The organism is Lysinibacillus sp. FSL K6-3209, assembly GCF_037976175.1.
GTDB lineage: Bacteria > Bacillota > Bacilli > Bacillales_A > Planococcaceae > Lysinibacillus > Lysinibacillus sphaericus_D.
Genome location: NZ_CP150264.1, coordinates 2,918,663 through 2,943,012 on the forward strand (window position 1 = coordinate 2,918,663; position 24,350 = coordinate 2,943,012).

23 protein-coding genes are annotated in these 24,350 nt (G+C 37.6%); 13 read left to right on the forward strand and 10 right to left on the reverse strand.

The window, feature by feature from the left end; translation table 11 throughout:
• Window positions 1-5 precede the first annotated feature (5 nt).
• Window positions 6-752, reverse strand: a complete 747-nt coding sequence (locus MHH88_RS14210) for an ABC transporter ATP-binding protein (protein ID WP_339258862.1) — start codon at window positions 750-752, stop codon at window positions 6-8.
• Between the two features lie 108 nt (window positions 753-860).
• On the opposite strand from MHH88_RS14210, the gene MHH88_RS14215 reads away from it, so the two are divergent.
• The 6 genes from MHH88_RS14215 (at window position 861) to MHH88_RS14240 (ending at window position 4,917) form a co-directional block, all read left to right on the forward strand.
• Entirely contained in the window at window positions 861-1,097 is a 237-nt protein-coding gene (locus MHH88_RS14215; RefSeq protein ID WP_024362974.1) for a Nif11 family protein, read from the forward strand.
• Between the two features lie 275 nt (window positions 1,098-1,372).
• On the forward strand, window positions 1,373-1,762 hold the full coding sequence (locus tag MHH88_RS14220; RefSeq protein WP_025219999.1) for a hypothetical protein: 390 nt from the start codon (window positions 1,373-1,375) through the stop codon (window positions 1,760-1,762).
• Between the two features lie 197 nt (window positions 1,763-1,959).
• On the forward strand, window positions 1,960-2,853 hold the full coding sequence (locus MHH88_RS14225) for an NADH dehydrogenase FAD-containing subunit (protein WP_339258865.1): 894 nt from the start codon (window positions 1,960-1,962) through the stop codon (window positions 2,851-2,853).
• Window positions 2,837-3,574 carry a hypothetical protein gene (locus MHH88_RS14230; RefSeq protein ID WP_339258866.1) on the forward strand — a complete coding sequence of 246 codons (738 nt, stop codon included), beginning with the start codon at window positions 2,837-2,839 and terminating at the stop codon, window positions 3,572-3,574. Before MHH88_RS14225 ends, MHH88_RS14230 begins: the two co-directional genes overlap by 17 nt.
• Window positions 3,571-4,269, forward strand: coding sequence for a hypothetical protein (locus MHH88_RS14235; RefSeq protein WP_339258868.1), 699 nt, complete (start codon window positions 3,571-3,573; stop codon window positions 4,267-4,269). Before MHH88_RS14230 ends, MHH88_RS14235 begins: the two co-directional genes overlap by 4 nt.
• Before the next feature lie 12 nt (window positions 4,270-4,281).
• The gene (locus tag MHH88_RS14240) at window positions 4,282-4,917 is read left to right on the forward strand and encodes an ABC transporter ATP-binding protein (RefSeq protein ID WP_339258870.1); all 636 of its coding nucleotides are present in this window, start codon (window positions 4,282-4,284) and stop codon (window positions 4,915-4,917) included.
• A 67-nt stretch (window positions 4,918-4,984) separates the two neighbouring features.
• Here the strand turns inward: MHH88_RS14240 and MHH88_RS14245 are convergent, their stop codons facing one another.
• The 5 genes from MHH88_RS14245 to MHH88_RS14265 all read right to left on the reverse strand — a co-directional run bounded on the left by MHH88_RS14245 (window position 4,985) and on the right by MHH88_RS14265 (window position 9,239).
• The gene (locus MHH88_RS14245) at window positions 4,985-5,179 is read right to left on the reverse strand and encodes a helix-turn-helix transcriptional regulator (RefSeq protein WP_024362980.1); all 195 of its coding nucleotides are present in this window, start codon (window positions 5,177-5,179) and stop codon (window positions 4,985-4,987) included.
• Window positions 5,180-5,193: 14 nt separating this feature from the next.
• Window positions 5,194-5,697 (reverse strand): DUF6773 family protein, encoded by a 504-nt coding sequence (locus MHH88_RS14250; RefSeq protein WP_103976230.1) that lies wholly within the window; start codon window positions 5,695-5,697, stop codon window positions 5,194-5,196.
• Between the two features lie 260 nt (window positions 5,698-5,957).
• Entirely contained in the window at window positions 5,958-6,773 is an 816-nt protein-coding gene (locus MHH88_RS14255) for a lipid II flippase Amj family protein (protein WP_339258873.1), read from the reverse strand.
• 250 nt (window positions 6,774-7,023) lie between these two features.
• Window positions 7,024-7,920, reverse strand: coding sequence for a deoxyribonuclease IV (locus MHH88_RS14260; RefSeq protein WP_024362983.1), 897 nt, complete (start codon window positions 7,918-7,920; stop codon window positions 7,024-7,026).
• A 17-nt stretch (window positions 7,921-7,937) separates the two neighbouring features.
• Window positions 7,938-9,239 (reverse strand): DEAD/DEAH box helicase, encoded by a 1,302-nt coding sequence (locus tag MHH88_RS14265; protein WP_069513604.1) that lies wholly within the window; start codon window positions 9,237-9,239, stop codon window positions 7,938-7,940.
• Between the two features lie 299 nt (window positions 9,240-9,538).
• On the opposite strand from MHH88_RS14265, the gene MHH88_RS14270 reads away from it, so the two are divergent.
• Entirely contained in the window at window positions 9,539-10,594 is a 1,056-nt protein-coding gene (locus MHH88_RS14270; RefSeq protein WP_339258877.1) for a 2,3-butanediol dehydrogenase, read from the forward strand.
• A gap of 87 nt (window positions 10,595-10,681) precedes the next feature.
• Here the strand turns inward: MHH88_RS14270 and kdpC are convergent, their stop codons facing one another.
• The 3 genes from kdpC to kdpA are packed head-to-tail and all read right to left on the reverse strand — an operon-like array spanning window position 10,682 to window position 15,109.
• On the reverse strand, window positions 10,682-11,323 hold the full coding sequence (gene kdpC / locus MHH88_RS14275) for a K(+)-transporting ATPase subunit C (protein ID WP_339258879.1): 642 nt from the start codon (window positions 11,321-11,323) through the stop codon (window positions 10,682-10,684).
• Window positions 11,324-11,335: 12 nt separating this feature from the next.
• Window positions 11,336-13,399, reverse strand: a complete 2,064-nt coding sequence (gene kdpB, locus MHH88_RS14280) for a potassium-transporting ATPase subunit KdpB (protein WP_339258881.1) — start codon at window positions 13,397-13,399, stop codon at window positions 11,336-11,338.
• A gap of 15 nt (window positions 13,400-13,414) precedes the next feature.
• A complete protein-coding gene (kdpA, locus tag MHH88_RS14285) occupies window positions 13,415-15,109 on the reverse strand; it encodes a potassium-transporting ATPase subunit KdpA (RefSeq protein WP_339258883.1) in 1,695 nt (564 codons plus the stop codon).
• 369 nt (window positions 15,110-15,478) lie between these two features.
• Here kdpA and MHH88_RS14290 point away from each other — a divergent pair, with 369 nt between their 5' ends.
• The 5 genes from MHH88_RS14290 to MHH88_RS14310 all read left to right on the forward strand — a co-directional run bounded on the left by MHH88_RS14290 (window position 15,479) and on the right by MHH88_RS14310 (window position 21,595).
• Window positions 15,479-18,187 carry a sensor histidine kinase KdpD gene (locus MHH88_RS14290; RefSeq protein ID WP_339258885.1) on the forward strand — a complete coding sequence of 903 codons (2,709 nt, stop codon included), beginning with the start codon at window positions 15,479-15,481 and terminating at the stop codon, window positions 18,185-18,187.
• On the forward strand, window positions 18,180-18,887 hold the full coding sequence (locus MHH88_RS14295) for a response regulator transcription factor (RefSeq protein WP_339258887.1): 708 nt from the start codon (window positions 18,180-18,182) through the stop codon (window positions 18,885-18,887). Before MHH88_RS14290 ends, MHH88_RS14295 begins: the two co-directional genes overlap by 8 nt.
• Window positions 18,888-19,201: 314 nt before the next feature.
• On the forward strand, window positions 19,202-19,429 hold the full coding sequence (locus tag MHH88_RS14300; RefSeq protein ID WP_069513592.1) for a FeoA family protein: 228 nt from the start codon (window positions 19,202-19,204) through the stop codon (window positions 19,427-19,429).
• On the forward strand, window positions 19,426-21,405 hold the full coding sequence (feoB, locus tag MHH88_RS14305; RefSeq protein ID WP_339258889.1) for a ferrous iron transport protein B: 1,980 nt from the start codon (window positions 19,426-19,428) through the stop codon (window positions 21,403-21,405). Before MHH88_RS14300 ends, feoB begins: the two co-directional genes overlap by 4 nt.
• 16 nt (window positions 21,406-21,421) lie before the next feature.
• Window positions 21,422-21,595, forward strand: a complete 174-nt coding sequence (locus MHH88_RS14310) for a FeoB-associated Cys-rich membrane protein (RefSeq protein WP_339263072.1) — start codon at window positions 21,422-21,424, stop codon at window positions 21,593-21,595.
• A gap of 93 nt (window positions 21,596-21,688) precedes the next feature.
• On the opposite strand, the gene MHH88_RS14315 is transcribed toward MHH88_RS14310, so the two are convergent.
• A complete protein-coding gene (locus MHH88_RS14315; RefSeq protein ID WP_069513588.1) occupies window positions 21,689-23,377 on the reverse strand; it encodes a methyl-accepting chemotaxis protein in 1,689 nt (562 codons plus the stop codon).
• Between the two features lie 390 nt (window positions 23,378-23,767).
• Here MHH88_RS14315 and MHH88_RS14320 point away from each other — a divergent pair, with 390 nt between their 5' ends.
• The gene (locus MHH88_RS14320) at window positions 23,768-24,307 is read left to right on the forward strand and encodes a 4-hydroxy-3-methylbut-2-enyl diphosphate reductase (protein ID WP_339258892.1); all 540 of its coding nucleotides are present in this window, start codon (window positions 23,768-23,770) and stop codon (window positions 24,305-24,307) included.
• Window positions 24,308-24,350 lie beyond the last annotated feature (43 nt).

Here is a 24,350-nt window from a genome sequence, read left to right on the forward strand (position 1 = left end):
TCCTTCTAGTGAATCTTTCTCACAGAATGGCCATACCAAGCGTCTAGCGCATCCTGAGAAATCGAATCAAATTCGTTTTTGTAGCCATGGAAATGAATTGTTTGATTAAGGCAAGCAACATGACTAATGCGGTTTGATACCGTATCAACATCATGTGTCACAAGAATCATCGTAATTCCTTGTTCCCTATTCAATTTCGCCAGCATATCATAAAAGGACTGCACATTCTCGTGATCGATGCCGACTGTTGGTTCATCTAAAATCAGTAATCGTGGCTCACTGACTAAAGCACGTGCAATAAATACGCGCTGTTGTTGTCCACCAGATAACTCGCCAATATTTCGTTTCATAAAGGCGTCCATCCCTACGGCTTTTAATGCCTCATATACTTTGCTTTTAGCATCCTTCGTCGGACGCTTAAAGAGCCCTAATTTTTTTGATAATCCACTAATAACTACTTCTTGAACTGTTGCAGGAAAACCAGAGTTGAAGGCATTGGATTTTTGAGAAACATAGCCTATCCATTCACGATGTTTAAATGTTGCACTTGGCTCTCCAAATAATTGGATTTCACCAGACATCGGTTTTAATAAACCTAAAATAATTTTAAGTAATGTTGATTTCCCAGAGCCATTCGGACCTAGGAGCGCCAAAAAATCTCCTTCTTCCACACGAAATGAGATGTTTTTTAATACTTGTGTATAGTCATATTGAAATGACACATTTTCAATGTCAATTAATGCTTGTTTCATGCATGATCGCTTCTTTCTAATTCAAAATCATTACGATTTACAAATTGTAAGTATAAATGAAAGTTTAGTATTTGTAAAGAAAACAAAACTTAAAAGGAGGGATTGTTTGTGAGTATTCAATTTTTGCAACAATTATCTCAAAGTAGTGATAAAGAAGTTGTAGCGATTGCCCGTGCCGAAGGTTTTGACATTACCACTTCTGAAGTGAAAAAGCTTCGACCTTATCTAGAGCAATTCTCTTTTTCTTGGCTCTTTTTAGGTATTCCAAAAGATGTACTCAGTGAAGTGGAAGCAGTACTCGGACGAAAACGTTCTCGCCAGCTTATTGCACTTTTTACTAAATAAACGTAAGAAAGGCCCGAAAGTCAGTTTTGGACTTTCGGGCTTTTTCCCTTCTATAGGTGGGAGTTTGTTCAAAAAAATTCGTACTCATTTAAGAGTTCAATCTTACAAAACCTACCTAAGAAAATCTTTTTCCTTTGCGAAACAAAATATTGATTTTCAATATTGAGAATTTTATAATTATGGATAAGAAAAGAAATAATCTCTTAGTTACGATGTTGTCGATGTCATTGGTTTATTTTCCATTTTAAAATACAAAGTAAGGAGTTGGATTTTAAATGAAGAAAAGACTAGCAACAACAGTTTGTGCTTTAGGATTATTGCTTAGTGCAGGTATAGCAAGTGCAGGGACAAGTCCTATCAGCTATGCGAAAAAACTGCCTCCTTTTTCTATTAATATTAATTTAGCAACAGGAACAAAAGATACGAATAGTCAATCAAAGGTGGAAAACTCTATCGTTGGTAGTACTTACACTGCAAATATGTGGATTGTGGATTCCGGTGGGAAGAAAGTTTCTCCAACAGCTACAAGGGTAGGTGACAATGATACACGTACCTTTACAGTAGATCAAAGCGCTGTTGGCAACAGCGTAACGCTTGTCGCAGAAAATAGCGCTTTTACACACGTAAATGTAGACATTGCAGGTAGATTTTATCCAGATATTTAAAATAACAATAAATAGTAAATTGATAATAGTTCTACTAAAGTAATTTATTCACTTTGAAAAATTTGTAAAAATAAGTAACTAAGAGTACTCTATCTCTTTTCTATAAAACCCATTGAAAAATTATATTATAGTTTTTTCTAGGATAGGGTTGTCTATCTTAGGACAACCCTTTCTTTATTTTAGAAAGGAGGATAGCAATGCTACTTGAATATAAAAAACTATTTAATAATAAAAACTTTTATCTTAGTATTTGTGCCTTGGTATTGCTTGTTGTCATTGCTGTATGGATAGGCGTTAAAGAGCATAATGAAGAATATTTATTATCAGAGAGAATTTATAATCAACACTTTGAAAAACCTATTGTAGATGATATGCTCAATTTCGTATCTCCGCATAAACAATGGCTAGGTTTTACTAATAATTTTGCATCTCAATTGTATTATTTAATATTTCCGTTGTTAATTTCTATTGCACTTGTAGACTCAATTTTTCGTGAAAGAAAAAGCGGCTATCAACATTTTATTTTTATGCGCATGGATAGACGGAAATATTACACTGCAAAGTTTGCTTCTACTTTTCTAACTGCCTTTTTTATGTTCGTACTGCCACTATGTTTAGGGGTAGTACTTGTTAATATATTTACAAATCATTGGGACTATACAGCCTATGCAAATATTTATAAAGGGTTTGTAGAGGGGACTTTGGCAATACCCGATAATGTTTTAAGTGCTTTCAAAGGCGATATTCAACCTCTTTTTTCCAATTTACTAAGCATGTCTCCATACGCATATGTTGCTGTATTTTATATTATCGGAGGATTGTTTGCTAGTGTGTATGTTTGTATGGGACTAGCCCTATCTATGTTTATTAAAAATTATTATTTATTAATTTTTATGCCACAAATTATTTATACTAGCATTTGGTTTTTAGCTGCCAATCACGCAAAATGGGCTCCATTTTACTTTTTAGCTCCGGAAGGTATACATGGAGATAACTCCATCTCTATTATGATTATCGAATTTCTGTTGCAAATTTTCATTACATTTGTCATTTACTTAATTGGGATGAAGAAACATGAAGATGTATTATAAGTACTACACCTATTGTCTACAGGATATTCGCTTGAAAAAATGGCTCTTTTGGATTGTGGCATGTTTTATGATAACTCTACATTTGTTTGAAGTATTGCCTATCATGTCAGTGGCAACTAGATGGCATACGGTGAAAGACTTTATATTAGCCTCTCGTTATGAAAATTTCTATACCTTATTATTTTTAATATTATTAGCGCCTTTTTCATCTAAAGACAATGATTGGCTATTACTTAGAAGATATCGTCACCGACAGCAATTTGCTACGTATAAAGTTTGCTTCGTTTTTATCGTGACCGCCTTTTTTACAGCGATTGTTTTCGGAAGTAGTATGTTGAGCACATCGCTAGCGAAGTGGATATTTTTCCCTTATATCACAAATTACAGTGCCCTATTATTATATGTGCCTGAGCCTAAAGAAAACGGTTCTTTGCTTTACTTTATGTATATATTTTATTGTGTTACGGCTATTTGTGGTTTGCTATACATAGTGATCCAACAGCTACTCAAAAATAATTTTATTAGTGCGATTTTAGTCATGGCTCTTTTTATGGTTGATAAAATCACAATACACATTGTACCTATTTTGTTTTACAAAAGTGAATTTACTTCACCTATTTGGTCATTCTTTATATTAGTAGCTGTTACGATATTATTAATCAATGCCATTCATTATTTAGTCAATAAACTAGACTTTTACGTGCGAGATGATGATTCATGACAACATTTTCGTTAGAGTGGAAACTACTGCGAGAAGATGCCCTTAAAATTAGTTGTATTTGTATTGTCTATCCATTATGTACTACTTTATTGCTACTCCATATGACATCCCTTTTTGATGGACTGACATTGCACCAAGCATTTACTGCCCTTTTAGGGCACGTGGAGGAACTTACTTGGATGTATTGGACTTTGTTATGGTTTGGTTATGTGATTTTAATTCAAATTATTTGGAAGCCTCGCTCCACTTCTTTTTCCTACAATATGCTATTACGCTATCCAAAAAAAAGCTGGTTTTGGCTTAATCGGCTGCTAATCCTACTTATATTCACGACATGCTATGTGGCAATCACTTATATAATGAGCTTTTTCCTTTTTTTAAAAGCTCACGTGTCGCTACAATTTGATATCTTGATTGTTCTACAGGCATTCATTCTATGCATCAATATGTACTGTCATGCCTTGCTATGGAAAATAATCGAATTATTGTTTTCAGGAAAAATAGCGTCTGTGCTACTGATCGTTCTATTTTTTGCAGGTATAAAGCAATCAGCCCCTTATATTCCTTTCTATTATGGGCTAATGGGAAATTTCGACGCAAACATGTTCGCTGTCATTTTAGTGATTGAAGGGCTATTTATTTGTCTTATGAGTTTAATTATTGTTCGAATCGGCTTAAAAAATGATTACCATTAGGGAGGTTGCGCTATGTCCATTGAAATATTAAACGTTTCCAAGGTGATTAAAAAACGCACGGTGCTACAAAATATTAACTTTCAGCTAGAGCGAGGGAAAATTTATGGCTTTGTGGGTCATAACGGTTCAGGGAAATCGATGTTATTCCGCGTTATTTGTGGCTTAGTAAAACCGAGTGTCGGAACAGTAAAATTATTCGGGGATGTGTTACATCAAGATATTTCATTTCCTAAAAGTGCAAGTGTAATCCTTGAAAAGCCTGGATTTTTAGAGCATTATTCAGGTTTCTCCAACTTAAAATTTTTAGCAGCGATTCGCAATCAAATTACTGACCAGGATATAAAAGCTGCGATAGCAAAAGTAGGTTTAGACCCAGAAGATAAACGCCCTGTTAAAGCATACTCTCTTGGGATGAAACAAAAACTAGCCATTGCTCAAAGCATTATGGAAACACCTGAATTGATTTTACTAGATGAACCCATGAATGGTTTGGATGAAGATTCTGTACAAAATGTCTATGACATTATTAACGCTGAAAAACAGCGAGGAGCAACTATTTTATTAACATCCCATAATAAAAATGATATTGAGTCCTTATGCGATCAAGTATACAGACTGCGTGAAGGCGTGTTAACTGAAACCTATTGAATTTATTTTCTAAAGTTAAGCGAAAAACCGCCATTTAGCGAAGGGCTAAATGGCGGTTTTTATTGTCTTACTCTTCCCAAAATAATTCATCCAACGTTTTATTTAACGTTTTACAAATTGCAATACATAAGTTTAACGTCGGATTATATTTCCCAACTTCAATTAAACCGATTGTTTGGCGGGTAACCCCTACTTTTTGAGCTAAATCTTCCTGTGACAAATCATGCTCTATTCGAGCCATTTTTAAACGGATGTTTTTCATGCTTATCACCACTGTTAATCTTCTAGATTTTTTTGTACGACTTGGTCACTTTTCTTTTTTGCAGCCATATATGATAAGCCTAAAAATCCTGCAAAAAATGGTACATAGATAACTAGCGATACTAAGAAAACCATGAAGAAATATTTATATGCTTGTTGTGTGCTATCCGCATAGTTGAAGGCACTATTAAGACCAAAAAAAATCGCCAGTACCAAACCAGTAGCCACTCCGTAAATGATATTTTTCGTCTGTAATTTTATTTTACTGTTACTATCATGAACCTCTACTTCATCTGTTAAGATACCTAGATAAGCCGTCCTAACATAATAATAAACAGATGACACAAAGATAATCAACCACTCTGTTAATACATTGTCCAAGGACATGCCCATTTTAAAGAACTTTATTACGATAGAAATGGAACAGACAATCATAATCAGCACATACATTTCTTTGTATATTTTATTTTGTAAATTTTTAACACGTTCATCCACTTGCTTCTTATTTTTCTTATACATAATGTACCTCCATTTGTTTTATTAATTGTATTATATGAAATGACATTGCTTTTTGCAACATATAAATTGCATTTAGTTTTTTATAAATTGCAAAATGCAATGTTATTTACAGTGAAGACATAAAAAAAGACACATTTCCTTATAGAAAATGTGCCTTGAAATCTAAACCTTATTATAGGATTAACCTAACGATATGTTTTAATTCTTACTTCTTCCAGTAGATGAAATGCTCGTTTTAAAAGCCATTTCTGTCTTAACTCCTAAGTAATAAGCTTTGCAAACCAAGCTACATAATGTGCCCCAGGTATAAATAACACTTGCGCTAAAATCGTTCCTAAAAATCTAGAGGTCATCATCATAACAGATGCTCTTTTTAAATCAAGATAACTTCCCCGCTGATTGATAACATCATCTGCAAGTATAGAAATTTTAGGGTCAATAAAAATAATTAACAAAATTGTTGCTACGCCATTGATTAATCCAGACGCCATGACAGCTGTTGCCTTTAATTCAGGGACTAATAAACCAGCATATAAAGAAGATAAAACACCAATAGTATAAATCGCTGTAATCACAATGTTCATCACAAATAGTTTGACTGGAATATCTCGTAAACCAATGCCCTTTACATAGGCCAAGCTTGGCTTGCGAATATGTTTAATGCCTCTTTTTACATAGTCAAATGTGAAGCCTTTCTTCAATAAAGCTGGAATCGACCCTCTTTCCTCAGCCAAATGAATGATGCCTCGTGAAAAGATGGCTACGAAAGTCGGCAGTAATAATATCCCAAATAGTGTCCCTAGTGATGCCGCTCCTATAATAAAGCGATACTGGTATTCTACAAAAGCTAGCGCATTGTCAGCAGGCGCTGTATCCACTAAACTCCCCGTAAACGGTTGTTGCATCATATTCGCTAGCCTTGAAACCATCACCATTACATTAAACAGAGATAAAGCTGAAGCTAGTAACTTTACACGTGCCCCTGATAAACGTACCGCATAGGCAAGTGTCTCGATTGAATGAATGATGAGAATAAATAAAGCAATCATAATTAATTTATCTGTAATTATTTCCATTCTCTATACCTAATGTTCTTTCCCATTATTTCACATGTAGACGTTTGAATTTCAAAATAGTTCCGAACAGTACTATTGAAATACCCGCGAATTTAAGCTGTTTACCCGCGATTCGTGTTCAAATACCCGCGATAAAACTCTCTTTACCCGCGGAAGCCGTTCAAATACCCGCGATATAGCCTCGTTTACCCGCGATTCATAAAAAAACGTAGACCAAACACAATTTGCATTGCGTTGGTCTACGGTTCTCTTACTCTCCTCGTAAGGCGTTAATAAGCTCTGGCTTATATTCTCCACTACGTAGCATATCAATTTCATATTTATACGGTGCTGTTTTAGTTTTCGCATCACTATTTAGAGCAACAAATGGTGTTTCTAAAATCTTCGGTACCGCCATTAATTGCGGATGATGAACCACGTATTTTAATGCATCAAATCCGATATGTCCAAAACCGATATTTTCATGGCGGTCTTTACCTGCACCACGAACGTTTTTGGAGTCATTTATATGAAGAACTTTGATGCGGTCTACACCGATTATTTTATCGAACTCGTTTAATACCCCATCAAAATCTTCAACAATATTATAGCCAGCATCATGTGTATGGCATGTGTCAAAGCATACAGAAAGGCGCTCGTTATGTGTCACACCATCAATAATTTTTGCTAGTTCTTCAAAAGAACGTCCACACTCTGTACCTTTCCCTGCCATTGTTTCTAATGCAATTTGTACGGGATAGTCCTGCGATAGTACTTCATTTAATCCTTCAATAATTTTAGCAATACCAGCATCTGCCCCTGCACCTACATGGGCACCAGGATGTAAAACAATTTGTGTAGCTTCCAACGCAGCAGTGCGTTCAATTTCAGATTGTAGGAAATCTACGCCGAGACGGAATGTTTCCGGTTTTTCTGTATTGGCAATATTTATAATATAGGGAGCATGCACAACAATATTTGTCATGCCATGCTCTTTCATATGCAACAGACCATTCATAATATTAAGGTCTGCAATGGATTTTCGACGCGTGTTTTGTGGAGCACCCGTATAAATCATAAAGGTGTTCGCACCATAAGAAAGAGCTTCTTTACTAGAGCCGAGCAACATTTCTTTGCCGCTCATTGAAACATGTGAGCCAAGTAACATGATTAGGCCTCCTTCACTTATTTTTTATTACGTGCTTTTAGGCGACGTTCGCGTTTTTTAATTTTTTCCATTTCCCATTTCATATTACGTTTGTAACCTGGTTTTACTTTTTTCGGCTTACGCACTAGAGATTTTGCTTTCGCATCAATTTCATTTTCGTGCTTCACACGATTTTTACGTGCATGACGGTCTTTTAGTTCAGACCATTCACCATCTTTAACATCTTTTTGTTCAAATGGTATACCCATTTTCTCAACGCGTGCTAGTGCGTCCTCGTCCGAAGGCTCAAATAATGTAATTGCCGTACCTTTATTGCCGGCACGAGCTGTACGACCGACACGGTGAATAAAGAATTCTAGATCTTCTGGAATTTCGTAGTTAATGACATGTGAAATTCCTTGAATATCAATACCGCGCGCAGCTAAATCTGTTGCTACAATGTATTGAAATTCTAAATCACGAATTTGCTTCATCATTTTTTTACGATCACGTGGGCTTAAATCCCCGTGAATTTGACCACAGCGAATCCCTTGCTCATTTAAATAACCCGCAACATGCTCTGCTGTTTTACGCGTATTGGTAAAAATAACCGCTAAAAATGGGTTAATGCCTTCAATAACATCTAACAAGCGTTTGTTACGTGATTTCGAACGCACAGGCACAAGCACAAAGTCTATACCTTCTGCCACGGGACGTTTATCGTTCATATGAACATGGACAGGTGCTTCCATATATTTTTTTAAGAATGGCTGTAGACGTTCTGGAATTGTTGCAGAGAACACGAACATTTCAAGCTTTTCTGGCATTTGAGAAGCAAAGCCATCAATCTCTTCGATAAAGCCCATATCGAACGCTAAGTCCGCTTCGTCAACAACTAACATTGGTGCCGTATGCACAAATAACGCTTGAGCTGAAACAAGGTCACGAATACGTCCTGGTGTACCCACAACGATTTGTGGTTGCGTTTTTAACTTATCAATGGAGCGTTGTTTGTCCGTACCCCCAATAAATAATTTCGCTTGAATGTCTGTTCCTTCTATTAATTGATTTAACGCATCAAAAATTTGTTGAGCTAACTCGCGTGTTGGCGAAGTAATAACCGCTTGTACCTCTTGTTTGTCAACTTGAATGCGTTGCACGATAGGAATAAGGAAACTATGCGTTTTCCCTGTACCCGTATGTGCTTGTCCAATCGCACTTTTCCCTTTCAGGATTAGTGGAATAATTTCCTTTTGTATTGGTGTTGGTTCTGTGAAGCCAAGCTTTGCAATTGCGTCCTGCAAAAATGGCTGAAAATTATAATCAGTATATTTTGACATAATTCGTTCCTCCTTACATCTTTCCCATTGTACCATGATTCGGCCTTTTAGGGATGTTTACGTACTATTAACATAAGCATTTACAATATTCTCTTGTTTTTTTCATCGATGCAACGCTAACCCTTAACAAACTTACTTTAATTACGACTATTATGCAATGAAAAATGTAAAGTGTGAAAAATGTGAAAAAATTTAATGGACATTTCGTATTTTTTATGTCAATTTTAGTCCAACTAATGATTTGCATATTTTCCACATGTTAATATAAACATGAATAATAGTATTGGAGGTTGATAGTGATGAAAGCAGCAAGATGGTATAAAGCAAGAGATATCCGTGTAGAAAACATTGAGGAGCCTTCCATTGCATCCGGCAAAGTAAAAATTAAAGTACATTGGACAGGCATTTGTGGAAGCGATTTACATGAGTATGCAGCAGGACCAATCTTTATTCCAGTTGAACAGCCACACTCTATCAGTAAAGATATAGCCCCTATTGTGATGGGCCATGAGTTTTCTGGCGAGGTAGTTGAAATTGGAGAAGGTGTTACAAAAGTAAAAATTGGAGATGCTGTCGTTGTCGAACCTATTCTCTCTTGTGGCGAATGTGCTGCTTGTAAAAAAGGGAAGTACAACATTTGTAAACAACTAGGTTTCCACGGACTGTCTGGCGGCGGTGGCGGATTGTCAGAATATACTGTGGTAGATGACCACATGGTACACAAAATGCCAGCAGGACTTTCTTATGAACAAGGTGCTCTTGTAGAACCAGCCGCAGTAGCTTTACATGCAGTTCGCCAAAGCAAATTAAAGGCTGGCGATAAAGCCGCAGTTTTTGGAACTGGGCCAATTGGTCTTCTTGTTATCGAAGCATTACGGGCATCTGGAGCTTCCGAAATTTATGCGGTGGAACTTTCAGCAGAACGTGCTGCAAAGGCGATGGAACTAGGAGCGACAGCTGTTATTAATCCGCAAGATGAAGATGCTGTTGAACGTCTTCATGCCTTAACAAATGGCGGTGTTGATGTGGCATTTGAAGTTACTGGCGTTCCTGTTGTTTTACAGCAAGCTATTGACTCCACTACGTTCGAAGGTGAAACAATTATCGTTTCGATATGGGAATCAAGCGCTTCTATTCAACCAAATAATATTGTATTGTCGGAACGTACTGTGAAAGGTATTATTGCCTATCGAGATATCTTCCCAGCTGTTATGGAGTTAATGACCAAAGGCTATTTCCCAGCGGACAAACTTGTAACTAAGCGTATTGGGCTCGATGATGTTGTAACAGAAGGCTTTGAAGCGTTAATGAAAGAGAAAAACCATATTAAAATTCTTGTCAATTCACAAAGCTAACATAGACCCTTTTATTGTAAGCAGATAGAGAAAATACCTCTATACCATTCTCTCTATCTGCCTTATTGAAGTTATACTTTACACCACTTATTCATTGTCCTTCATTTGTTTAAAAATAGCTAAATTCGCCATTAAGAAGTTCACTTTCTCTTCCCCAAATAGACCGAGCGCCCGCCCCTCTGTATTAGCCTCCACAATTTTTTCGATTTCCTTCTCTGACAGTCCGCTTGCATTGGCAATTCGTTTGATTTGAATGCGCGCTGCTTGCACACTAATATGTGGATCTAAACCCGATCCGGAGGCCGTCATAAGATCAGCAGGAATGTCTTGTCTTTTTATAGTCGGGTTCGCCTGTAAAAACGCTTGAATATCTCCTTCTATCCGTTTTGTTAATTCTGGATTGGACGGAGCATAATTGAACGTTCCAGAGCTCACGCCACCATAAGCTATCTCACCATTTTTATCTGGTACAATATCTTCTTGTGTATAAACATTATAGTTAATGGATGAAACACGGCCCTTAAAAAACGCTGCTGATGTAAAGGCTTGCCCAAGCTTTTCCGAACCAACAGCTTTTCCGTCAACTTCCACAATGCTACCATTCGCTTGATGCTTAAATAGCCCTTGTGCGATACCCGTTACTGTCACAGGATAAATTAAACCACAGACTACAAACATAATAATAGATACCATTAATGCTTGCTTGACATTGTCCCAAAATCTATTCATATCATTTTCCTCCTATAGACCAAGCATGGTTAACAGTGGCCCTGCTAGCAAATCGATCACCTTTATACCGATAAAAGGCGCAAGAATACCACCTAGTCCATAAACAAACAAGTTTTTCTGTAATAATTTTGTAGCACTCATCGGCTTATATTTTACGCCCTTTATCGCAATGGGAATTAACATTGGAATAATCACCGCATTAAAAATTAAAGCGGAAATGATGGCACTTGTCGGCGAATGCAGTTGCATAATGTTGAGCGCATTCATTTCAGGTACTGCTACCATTAACATAGCAGGAATAATAGCGAAATATTTTGCCACATCGTTTGCAATACTGAATGTTGTAAGTGCACCACGCGTCATTAATAATTGCTTTCCAATCTCTACAACTTCAATTATTTTAGTTGGATTTGAATCTAAATCAACCATGTTGGCAGCTTCTTTTGCTGCATTCGTTCCTGAATTCATCGCAAGACCTACATTCGCCTGTGCTAAAGCAGGTGCGTCATTGGTACCGTCCCCTGTCATTGCCACAACTTTTCCAAGTGCCTGCTCATCTTTAATCACCTTTATTTTATCTTCTGGTTTACTTTCTGCAATAAAACTGTCAACGCCCGATTCTTTGGCAATAGCGGCTGCTGTTAGTGGATTATCCCCTGTGCACATAATTGTTTTTATGCCCATTGCTCGCAGTTGTTCAAAGCGTTCTTTCAAACCGGATTTAACAACATCTTTCAGATGGATGACACCCAAAATATTGTGATTCATCGACACAACAAGCGGTGTGCCCCCAACAGCAGATACTTGATGCACTAACTGTTCCAAATTTGTAGGAATATGTTGTCCTGCTGCAAGACTATCTTGTTTAATCGTATCATAAGCCCCTTTTCGAATGATCGTCCCATCCTGCAAGTTCAATCCGCTCATCCGTGTCTGTGCGGTAAAGGGAATATGCTCACTGTATTGAATTAGTTGTTGTTCATCCGCTGTAGTTACCCCTAAATCACATGCCAATGATAAGATAGATTTTCCTTCTGGTGTATCATCTGTCAGCGAACTAAGCCATGCAGCTTGCATCAAAGTTTGTTGGTCAACTCCTTTGACTGGTAAAAACTCAGTTGCCATGCGATTACCGTACGTTATTGTACCTGTTTTATCTAATATAAGTGTATCTACGTCTCCGCAAGCTTCCACAGCTCTACCAGACATTGCAATGACATTAAACTGCGTCACTCGGTCCATACCAGCAATACCAATTGCAGAAAGTAAACCGCCGATGGTCGTTGGTATTAAGCAAACTGTCAGTGCAATTAACGTTGCAATGGAAATGTGTACATTTAAATAAGTAGTCATTGGATATAATGTCACGACCACTAATAAAAAGATGATTGTCAAGCTAACTAACAGTGTATTTAACGCTATTTCATTAGGTGTTTTTTTCCGACTTGCTCCTTCGATGAGGGCAATCATTTTATCTAAAAATGACTCTCCTGGCAGTGAAGTAATTTCAATCATTAGCCAATCACTTGTGACAGTCGTACCACCAGTAACAGATGAAAAATCTCCACTGCGTTCTTTCACAACGGGTGCAGACTCACCAGTAATGGCTGATTCATCGACTGTGGCAATCCCTTCAATGACCTCGCCATCATTTGGAATCACTTCCCCTGCTTGCACTAAAACGATATCCCCTTTTTTCAACTCATGTGCCTGTTTCATTACTTCTGTACCATCCGCTAAAAGGACGCGTGCTTTTGTAACTGTCTTTGTATTTTTTAACGTTTGTACTTGTGCTTTTCCACGCCCTTCAGCGATGGATTCTGCAAAGTTAGCAAATAAAATTGTAACAAAGAGAATGATAGCAACAATGGCATTATAGAGCTGAGCATGCTCTCCTTCCTCACCGCCAAGTAGATTAGGAAAAAACGATAACAACAACACAAAAATAAAACCGATTTCTACGACAAACATGACGGGATTTTTTATCATCGTAACTGGATTAAATTTCTTCAATGCGCCTATCAATGAGCTCTTTACTAAATCGCTCGTGATAAAACCTTTTCTTACAGTTTCCATTTGATTCTCTCCTCATTAGGAATGTATTTGTAAATGCTCCGTAATTGGTCCAAGTGCTAATGCGGGTAAAAATGTTAGCGCACCAATCATCAGTACAATGGCAACAAGCAAAAATGTAAACATTGAGGTATCTGTTTTCAATGTTCCAACTGAATCGCTGTGCCACATTTTTTTAGCAAGTAGTGAAGCAATTGCTAATTGAAGGATAATGGTTAAATAGCGACCAAAAAACATAGCTAACCCTGTCGTCACATTCCAAAACGTTGAGTTATCAGCTAATCCTTCAAAGCCAGAGCCATTGTTGGCAGATGCTGAAGCAAACTCATATAGTACTTGCGATAAACCGTGTGCCCCTGGATTTGTAATACCAGCTACCCCAGATGTTGTGGCAACAGCAAGCGCAGAAAACAGTAGGATAATTGCAGGATGAATTAAAATACAAAGCGCTATTAGCTTCATTTCCTTTTCCTCAATTTTCTTTCCTAAAAACTGTGGCGTACGACCAATCATTAAACATGCGATAAAAATCGTTAGCAAGACATACATCATCATATTCATCAGCCCAACACCCTTGCCTCCAAATACAACATTTAACATCATGTTAAACATCGGCACCATGCCACCAATTGGTGTTAATGTATCGTGCATGTTATTGACCGAGCCCGTTGTAAAGGCAGTTGTGACTGTAGTGAAAAGAGCCGATTGGGCTACCCCAAAGCGCATTTCTTTTCCTTCCATACTGCCAAGCTCCTGAGTAATTCCCAAGTCACTAATAAGGGGATTACCCGCACGCTCAGCCATATACACTGTCACTAACCCGATAAGAAATAGCATACCCATTGCAGCAAAAATCGTTAGCCCTTGCTTGCCGAATATTGTTTTTTTCTTTCTATAAGCAACCATTAGACTAAAGGCAACAACACACGCACCTGGTAGCAACATCATGGATAGCATTTCGACGATATTAGATATAACCGTAGGGTTTTCAAAAGGCGTTGTGGAATTAGCGCCATTAAACCCACCTCCATTTGTACCTACATGTTTAATTGATTCAAGTGAGGCAACGGGTCCCAATGCGATATCTTGCATTTTTCCTTCGATTGTTTGAACGGTCTGATTGGCACTGAATGTTTGAGGCGCTCCTTGCGATACTAAAATAATGGCAACTACGATGGAAATAGGCATTAATACACGTGTAATCACACGCACAAAATCTACAAAAAAATTGCCTAACGTATCACTTTTTGCGACTAACCGTCTACAGAACGCCATACAAGCAGCGTAGCCTGTCGCTGCAGATGTAAACATCATAAAAATAATAACGAGCATTTGTGATAAATAACTTAAACCAGATTCACCACTATAATGTTGCAGATTGGTGTTAGTCATAAACGAAATGATCGTATTAAAAGAAAGTGATGCCTCCATATTTTCTATATCATTTGGATTTAACAGCAAAAAAGATTGAATGCGTAAAAGAATGTATCCGATAAAAACCATAAAAGCATTTGAAATAATTAATGACAATACATATTGCTTGCCTGTCATATCCACTTGTTTAATGCCGCAAACCTTATAAATCACATGATCCACTTTATCCATGAATGGATCGAGCCATGTTTTTTTATGCATTGTCACACGAAAAAGATAATGGCCGGTCAGGATAACAAGCGGTAAATAAATAATACACACAATGGCGATTTGCCACATACTCTATTCCTCCTAAATACCTATTAATATTTTTCCGGATATAATAGGGCATGCCCTAAATATCCAAAAAGCAATATAAGTATCATTCCAATAACAATCCACATAGTAATTCCTCCCCTTACTCTTCGACTAGCTTGTAGCACCAAGTCGTTAACGCATATAGACTGGCAAAACTAATAAGTAATAAGCCAACCATATATAAATCCATCAATCGCATCACCCTTCTCTCTATTTGATGTTTTTATCATACTGACTTTCAAATTAATGTAGTGTTAGGAAATCGCTTCTTTGTATTAAGAAACGATAAAGGTGTTAAATCTTTACACTTTCTTAATGGCAGATAACGCTATAATACAAATGAGGTGAAGGATGATGGAAAAAATGCGCCCCACTCCCGAAGAGCTTTTAACGAGGTTTCATCAGGAACAAACAACTGTCGGTAGATTGAAGATATTTATTGGGTATGCAGCCGGCGTCGGAAAAACGTATGCTATGCTAGATGCCGCACATTTAGCAAAAAAACTTGGAAAAGATGTAGTAATTGGCTATATAGAGCCACATCCTCGACCAGAAACATTAGCATTACTTGATGGGCTTGAACAAATACCTACTAGAACAATCCATTATAAAGGGAGAACTTTTCAAGAATTGGATATTGATGCGGTATTGGAGCGTAAACCGGAAATTGTCCTTATCGATGAGTTGGCTCATAGCAACGTTCCGGTTATGCGACATACAAAACGTTTTGGAGACGTGGAAGAATTGCTAGCAAAGGGCATTCATGTCTATACAACCGTTAATATTCAACATATCGAAAGTCTTCATGATGTTGTAGAAGAAATTACAGGGGTAAAAGTCCGCGAACGTATTCCAGATTATTTAATCGATCAAGCCGCACTTATTAAAATTGTAGATATCGAACCAGATGAGTTAATCCAACGCTTAATAGAAGGAAAAATATATTCCAAACAACAAGCTGAAAAAGCGTTAGCATCTTTTTTTCGCAAACAAAATTTAGTAGCATTGCGGGAAATTGCCCTGCGTAGAACGGCAGATACGATTAATTACAAACAAATAAATGACAGCGAATCGATTAGGCAAACGGCACAAATTGAAGAGCATATTTTAGTTGGTATTAGTAGCTCCCCAACCAATGCAAAAGTTATTCGCACTGCTGCCAGACTTGCTCAAGCCTTACATGGTAAATTCACGGCGCTTTATGTACAAAAGGTGAAAGAAGGTGACGATAACGACGCGAACTCCGAGCGCTTACAACAACATATTAAATTGACCGAACAACTTGGTGGACATGTCGTAATCGTGCAGGAGAATGATGTCGCAGCGGCGCTTGCTAATTATGCTCAAATGAGTGGCGTCACAAAACTGGTACTCGGCAGGACGGTGATGAAAAAGAAATGGTGGCAGCCCAATGCAAAAATCATTGATCGACTCAATGATTATGTGCCTAATCTCGCTATTCATATCGTGCCAGACCAAGAAAACGAGCAATTTTATTTTCCAGATCTTCGCAATCGACTAACTTTTGAATGGTTAGATTTGTTAAAGATGTCCGTCGTGTTTAGCTTGGCGTCATGTTTAGCCTTATTTTTCTTCACAATGGGTGTCAGCGAATCGAATATTATTACCATTTATATTCTTAGTGTGTTAATTCTTGCTATTTGGTCATCTGGATGGCTCATGACTATTATTAGCTCGGCTGTAGCTGTACTACTGTTCAACTTTTTATTTACAGAGCCACGATTTTCACTGGAAGCATATCATCGAGACTATCCGATGACATTTATAATTATGTTTTTCTCTGGCATTATTACAAGTAGCTTAACGAAAAAGATAAAAGAGCAGGCCATCGTAGCCGTCCGAAAATCCTATCGAATGGAAGTGTTGCTTGAAACGAATCGCAAATTACAACATGCTAAGTCCATCGAAGATATTATTATGGAAGGCATGTCTCAAATTGTTAAATTAGTAGAGAAACCTGTCCAATTTTTTGAAATAGAAAATAACATGATTGCTAAATCTGTTTTTTTTCCAACACCAACGCTATCAAATACGGAGAATACGAAAGTAGCTACCTTATTTAAAAATACAAATGAACTAGGCGTCATTCATTGGGTCATCAATAATAACCATTTTGCTGGCGTGTCCACTGACATTTTCCCAGAAGTAAACGGCTATTATATGCCCGTTCTTTCAAGTGGCAGTGTAAAGGGTGTCGTTGGCATTGCGCTTTCAAAGCAAACCCCATTACCTGCATTTGAGCGCCATATTTTAAATGCCATTATGAATGATTTTTCGTTTGCATTAGATAAATGGTATTTGCAAAACTTAAATGAAAAAGTGGCAAGAGAAGCTGAACTTGAACAAATGCGAGCGAATCTTTTGCGTGCTATCTCGCATGATTTACGGACACCACTGACTACGATTTCTGGGAATGCCGATATATTGTTAACAAATACAGTTCAAATTCCAGATACAGAAAAAACTCGATTATATGAAGATATCTATAAAAATTCAAGATGGCTTGTGCAAATGGTCGAAAACTTACTAGCCGTTTCGATGTTAGAGGATGGACAATTTGCCCTCGAGATGCAGTTGGAGCTAGTAGAGGATATTATTCAAGAAGCGTTGCTACATGTAATTCCACGCAACAATACGCATCATATTTCTTATCATGTAGAGCCCGAATTAGTTATGGCTTTAATGGATGCACGCCTGATTATTCAAGTGCTTATTAATATTATCAATAATGCACTAACATATACACCTGCTGGTAGTGACATCTCTTTTATCGCAAAAGAGGAAGGCGAATATGTACATTTTAGTATAGCTGATAATGGACCAGGTATTGACGATTCATTAAAAGAAAAGCTATTTGAACCATTTATTACAGGGAAAGTGCAGCGCAGTGATAGCCGAAGAGGCTTAGGGTTAGGATTAGCATTATGTCAGACGATTTTAACTTTACACAATAGTAAATTAGTAGTTGAAGATAACTACCCGAACGGAACCATCTTTCGTTTTACTTTAAAAAAAGGAGTTGTCAGTATCGATGAATAAACGGATTTTAGTCGTAGAAGACGACATAGCAATTGGCAATTTAATTAAAATGACCTTGACTACCCAAAATTATGAATTCGATATTATGCAAGATGGTTCAAGTGCTTTACAAAAAGCCATAACGTTCAAACCGAATGTAATTATCCTTGATTTAGGCTTGCCTGATATGGATGGTCTAGACTTTATTCACAAACTCCGCAGTTGGACCCAAACGCCGATTATCGTTGTGAGTGCCCGCGGTGCAGAGCTCGATAAAATTAATGCACTTGATGCAGGGGCAGATGATTATGTTACAAAACCTTTTAGTGTCGAGGAGCTACTTGCACGCATTCGAGTAGCTTTAAGAAGAACTGTCAGCGAACATCAGATAGACAATGAGTCAGCCGTATTTGTCAATGGTCATTTAGAAATTGATTACTTGGCTAACACGGTGATTGTCAACGGTGTGGAAGTACACTTAACCCCCATCGAATATAAACTATTAGTTGTGCTATCCAAGCATGTTGGCAAAGTGCTGACACATAACTTTTTATTGAAGGAAATTTGGCAAAATGTACTACAATCGGACGTCCCTAGTCTTCGAGTTTTTATGGCGACCCTGCGCAAAAAAATCGAAGATAATCCAGCCCAACCAAAGTACATCCAGACACACGTTCGCGTTGGCTATCGCATGCTTCGTTATCATGATGATGACGAATAAGCCGATAGGAGCGCATTAACCTATCTAACTACTTTCCTATTGGGGAAAAGTCCGTTATGCCTTTTTTATAAGGTGCAAGCTACATTGCATAACACCTCTTAAGTGGCAACAGACAACTTCCCCTATTGGATTGTCTCTCTATACTTTCTACCTGCTTTCATAAAGCATAACTATCCCCCAACCATGCTTATTGCACAAAGCTCCTTTCATATAGTTCCGTACTGTAAACCTCTTATTGATAGATTACATAAAAGGTGATACTATATTATTTATTTTGACAATGATTATCACTCACAAGGAAGTAGGTAGATTTCATGGACCTTCATGCAGTTCAATTGGGTGAAAAAGTTAAAGTTAAAGACCTACAGCAAGTCGATGCACTCTTAATGAAACGTTTAAATGCATTTGGCGTAAAAGAGGGCTGCCAAGTATGTATGATTCAAAAAGGTTGGTTTTCTGGCGCCTGTATTATGGAATGCCAAGGTCAAAAAATTGGCCTTCGTAAAAAAGACTTAATGAACATAAAGGTAGAACAATTATGAGGCGATTAGCTTTAATAGGAAACCCTAATATTGGAAAAACATCATTATTTAATACATTAACAAATTCATACGAATATGTTGGCAATTGGAGTGGTGTAACGGTTGAAAAAAAGGTAGGACAGGTAAAGAAACTCAATAAAGAAATAATCGATTTGCCTGGTGTTTATACACTTAATCCTATTTCTAGAGATGAAAGCGTCGTTACTACTTTTCTATTAGAAGAACAAATCGATGGGCTTTTAAATATTATCGATGCATCCAATTTTGAACGAAATATGCAACTAACACTCGATTTGTTAGAACTAAGAAAGCCTGTTTTTATTTGCTTAAATATGATGGACGTAGCAAAGAAAAAAGGCATTTCCATTAACATAGAGAAATTACAGAGCACTTTAGGTGTCCCTGTAATTCCAATTGTCGCTCGTACAGGGAAAGGCATCGAAGGGATTTATCAAGCATTAGAAAGCTCTTCCCAACTCGAACAACAATTTACATTAACCTACGATTCCCCTATCGAAACAGCCATTGCAACACTTGAAGAACAGCTACAAAATGTAGCTGCTGAGCAAAGAAGATGGTGTGCGATTCAATTTTTAATGGGCAATCAAGCTATAGACGTATTCTTACAAAATGAGGGCTACTTTCATAAAATTCAACTGATTCGAACGGCACTGACAGAAGAAATAGGCGAGTCGTTAAGTGGTGCCATTACAAAACAACGGGACAGCTACATCGCAGCCCTTAAAAATGAATTGGTCATTCAAGAGAAAAGTGAAAAACAATGGACAGAACAAATAGATAAAATTTTAACGCATCCTGTTTTAGGTGTACCAATCTTCTTAGCGTTGATGTATTTCATGTTTCAAGCAACATTCGCATGGATTGGCGGGCCCCTTTCAGATTTATTGGATCGCTTTGTCGGAGGACCTTTTAGCGAAACCGTTTATAATGGGTTAACGGCCATTGGCGCATCTTCTTTTATTATTCATTTAATTTGTGATGGGATTATCGCCGGTGTTGGTGGAGTAATCGTTTTTATTCCTCAAATCTTTGTTCTGTTTTTCTTTATTTCTTTACTAGAGGATTCGGGCTATATGGCAAGAATTGCAGTTGTCATGGACCGAATAATGGAATTCTTTGGCCTGAACGGGAAAGCCTTTATTCCCATGATTATCAGCTTTGGCTGCAATGTTCCTGGCATTATGGCGGCGAGAACAATTGAACAACCAAAGGAAAGACTTCTAACTATTCTTGTAGCACCTTTTATGAGCTGTTCAGCGCGTTTACCAGTTTATGCTTTGTTTGGTGCAGCATTTTTTGCTAAACATCAATCGTTGGTTGTCTTCTCTTTGTACCTATTAGGAATCGTAATAGCGTTAATTGTTACAAAGTTATTGTCTATGACACTCCTAAAAAATGAGACGTCGGTTTTCTTTGTGGAATTGCCGTCCTATCATATGCCCCAGCTTAAAACGCTGTGGCGTTCAACATGGGAAAAAGGGAAAGGATTTCTTCGCAAAGCAGGGACGATTATCTTTGCAGGTTCGGTTATCATTTGGCTATTATCTTATTTAGGACCACATGGCACTAATGTAGCGATGGATGAAAGCTTTCTTGCCATGATTGGCGGCGCTTTTGGAGTTCTCTTTATACCGCTTGGATTTGGTACATGGCAAGCTGGGGCATCCCTTATTTCGGGCTTTTTAGCAAAAGAGGTAATTGTCTCAACGATGGCAATTATTTACGGTGTCAATGAAGGTGTATTATCATCCACTATGACAACCCATTTTAATGGACTAAGTGCCTATACATTTTTAGTTTTTGTTTTGCTTTATATGCCTTGTTTAGCAACAGTTGGCGCTATTAAAAGAGAAACACAATCTACTAAATGGACGTTATTCGCGACAATTTATCCGTTTGTTGTTGCCTATTTAATTGCACTCGTTGTTTACACAATTGGGAATCTATTTATTTGAGGTGTAGAAGATGTCGATAATCATCAATATAGTCATAGGAAGTATTATTTTTAGCTATGCAGGGGTTACTTTATATAAAAGCATTAAGAAACAGAAAAAAGGGAAATGTGCTGCCTGTTCTTTACAGAAAAGTTGTACAACCAATACGTGTGCACCTCCTGCTAAAATAAACGATCCCACTCAACATTAACATAGCAACTTTACAAAGGTATTAAAATAGGCATGGCTCCCAAGTAGTATAGGAGTCATGCCTTTTGTATTTTGCATATGAAACGACAACTTATTAGATATTAAATTTATTGATAACTTCTTTCACTGATAACGCTTCCTCACTTAACGATTTGGCCACCGTGTTAATCTCCTGTATAGTTGCCACTTGTTCTTCAATTGTTGCTGCAACGGCATCGGACTGTTCAGCAGCATGGACAGCAGAGGAAGACATTTCATTTACCGAAGCGGCCATTTCTTCTGTACTTGCTGAAATTTGTTGAGTTGAAGCCGAGACATCTTCAATTTGGTTCGTCATCTCTTCAATTGATTTTAAAATATTATCGAAGGAATATTGGGCATTGCGAATAAATTTCACACCTTCCTCAACATTGCCTACTGTTTCCCCTACCGCCTTTTCCACCTCTTGTGTATCTTGTTGAATAAGCGTTACTAGCTCTACAATTTGTTTTGCGGATTCTTTGGATTCCTCTGCTAGTTTGCGTACTTCATCTGCAACAATTGCAAAACCTTTCCCATGCTCTCCTGCACGGGCTGCTTCGATCGCGGCATTAAGAGCCAACAGATTCGTTTGTTCCGTAATAGCAGAAATCACTTTTGTAATATTAACAATTTCAGCAGATTGAGTACTAAGCTGATTGATTCGATCACTTGTTGATTGGGATGATTGTTGAATAATCGACATTTGCTTTTCTGCAATATGTAAGGTTTGTTCGCCTTCGTTTGCAGCAGTTTGTGTACTAATTGCTTTTGTATGAAGCATTTGTGTAGCTTCTGCAATACGTTGGACACCTTGTGCAGTTTCATCCATCGCAATTGAACTCTCTCGCCCAGTTGCAGCAGATTGATTATCACTAAATGCCATGCGTTCTACAAGATTGGCTATATCGTTTGAAGATTGTGATATCTCGTCTGTACTAGCTGCTAATTGCTCCGCTGCGGAAGTTGTATGTTCCACATTCAATGTCATGTTATGAATAAGTGAATGTAAATTAGATTTCATCAAATTAAATGAATCGGCTAATTTTCTTATTTCATCATTTGTTCGAACTTCTATATCCTTTTGACATAAATCGCCTTTTGCAATCACTTCAGCCGCTGCCGCCAATTTATTGACTGGCACAACAATTGAACGAACTAACAAGACGCCAACTGCTAAACAAATGACTAAAATAATGCCAAATATCCATAAGAACACGTCTCTATTATGGTCGACAAGATGTTCAACATTGTCTAATGTTTTTTGCATTTCGGCAATGCTTTCTTGTTGGAATACATCTACTTTTTCATTAATTTCTATTGACGTTGTATCAAATTCAAGCATTATTTGATTACCAGCCTCATGGCCACCTTCTATATAACTAGTTGCCATTTTCTTCCCAGTGCTATAGTAGGCATCGAATGCACGTTTAATCGTATCTAATTTTTCTTGCTGTTGGGGATGAAGGCTTTTCAATTGTTCTAAGTCTCGATAAAAAATTTCACTATATTTTTGTGCCAAATCAAACCCATCATCTAAATTATTTTGGGCACGTGTGGCACTAATATCTGTTAAATACTGTTGTACCTGCACAACTGACAACTTCATTTCATCTGCTAGCAATGTAGATTGAAATGTCTTTTCCTTTATTAATTGTATTTCCTCTAGCTGCGAAGATGCATTCCGTTGTTGAACAATCCCCATTACTAGAACAAGCAATATAATAATACCGAACGATAACACACTTCTTAATTTAATCGTCACAAAAACCCTCCTCAATTCGACCCAACTATTACAGTTTTGTAAAAATAACAAACCACATTTACATAACTGTAACATATTTCTTACAAGCCATTCGCAAATATTCATTTTTTCACTAATATAATCCATAATACACATTCTTTTTGCCTAAGTTAGCACTTACCAACAAATTATTATACGCTTGCCAAAGTAAAAATATTGTGTATTTTTTTAGAATTTTATTTACAAAGTAGTTGATGGAACGAGGTTTTACAGCATTTCTTTAATGATTTCTTACGAATTCTTCGATTTTCTGGTTATTAGTCTTTGTCGAACGCTAACATCAGCGTCTGCATATCATATCTATAATCAGGTATGTCATCAATGCAAAACGTACAATGAAAGGAGATCATTATGGTATTTAGACCACCTTATCAATTCCCTATGTATCCAAATGGCATGCAAATGCCAGCGCAAATGCCCATGCAAATGCGGATGCCAACACCTCCACAAATGCCACCGCAGTCCTTTTACCCGCCTGGAGGCTTTCCTCAACCACGAATTCCAGGTGGCTTTCCAATGTCTGGGGGCATGAGGGGGGCATTCGGAGGGCAAATGCCAACACCACCTGTACAGGAACCTTCTAAAATAGGTTCATTTTTACAACAGGCAAATAGTTTATTTAACTCTGCCAAAACGTATACCCCATATATACAACAAGCAATGCCTATGGTAAAAAACATTCCTTCCCTTTTAAAACTATATAAAGGTTTTTCAGGGCTCCCTGCAGCTGGAGCGGTAGCGGGTGCGGCAGCCGCTGCAACTGATGCAGCCGCTGCTAGCAATGTAGCAGGTTCATCAAGAAGTAGACGTTCAACGCAAAAAAGTGCGTCGACTCCCCCGCGACAACCACTTCCATCGAAGCCGCGCATTTTCCAGCCACCTATGGAGTGAAGGTTTCTTTGTATTCACCGTGCCTGTCCGTTATAATGTAGGT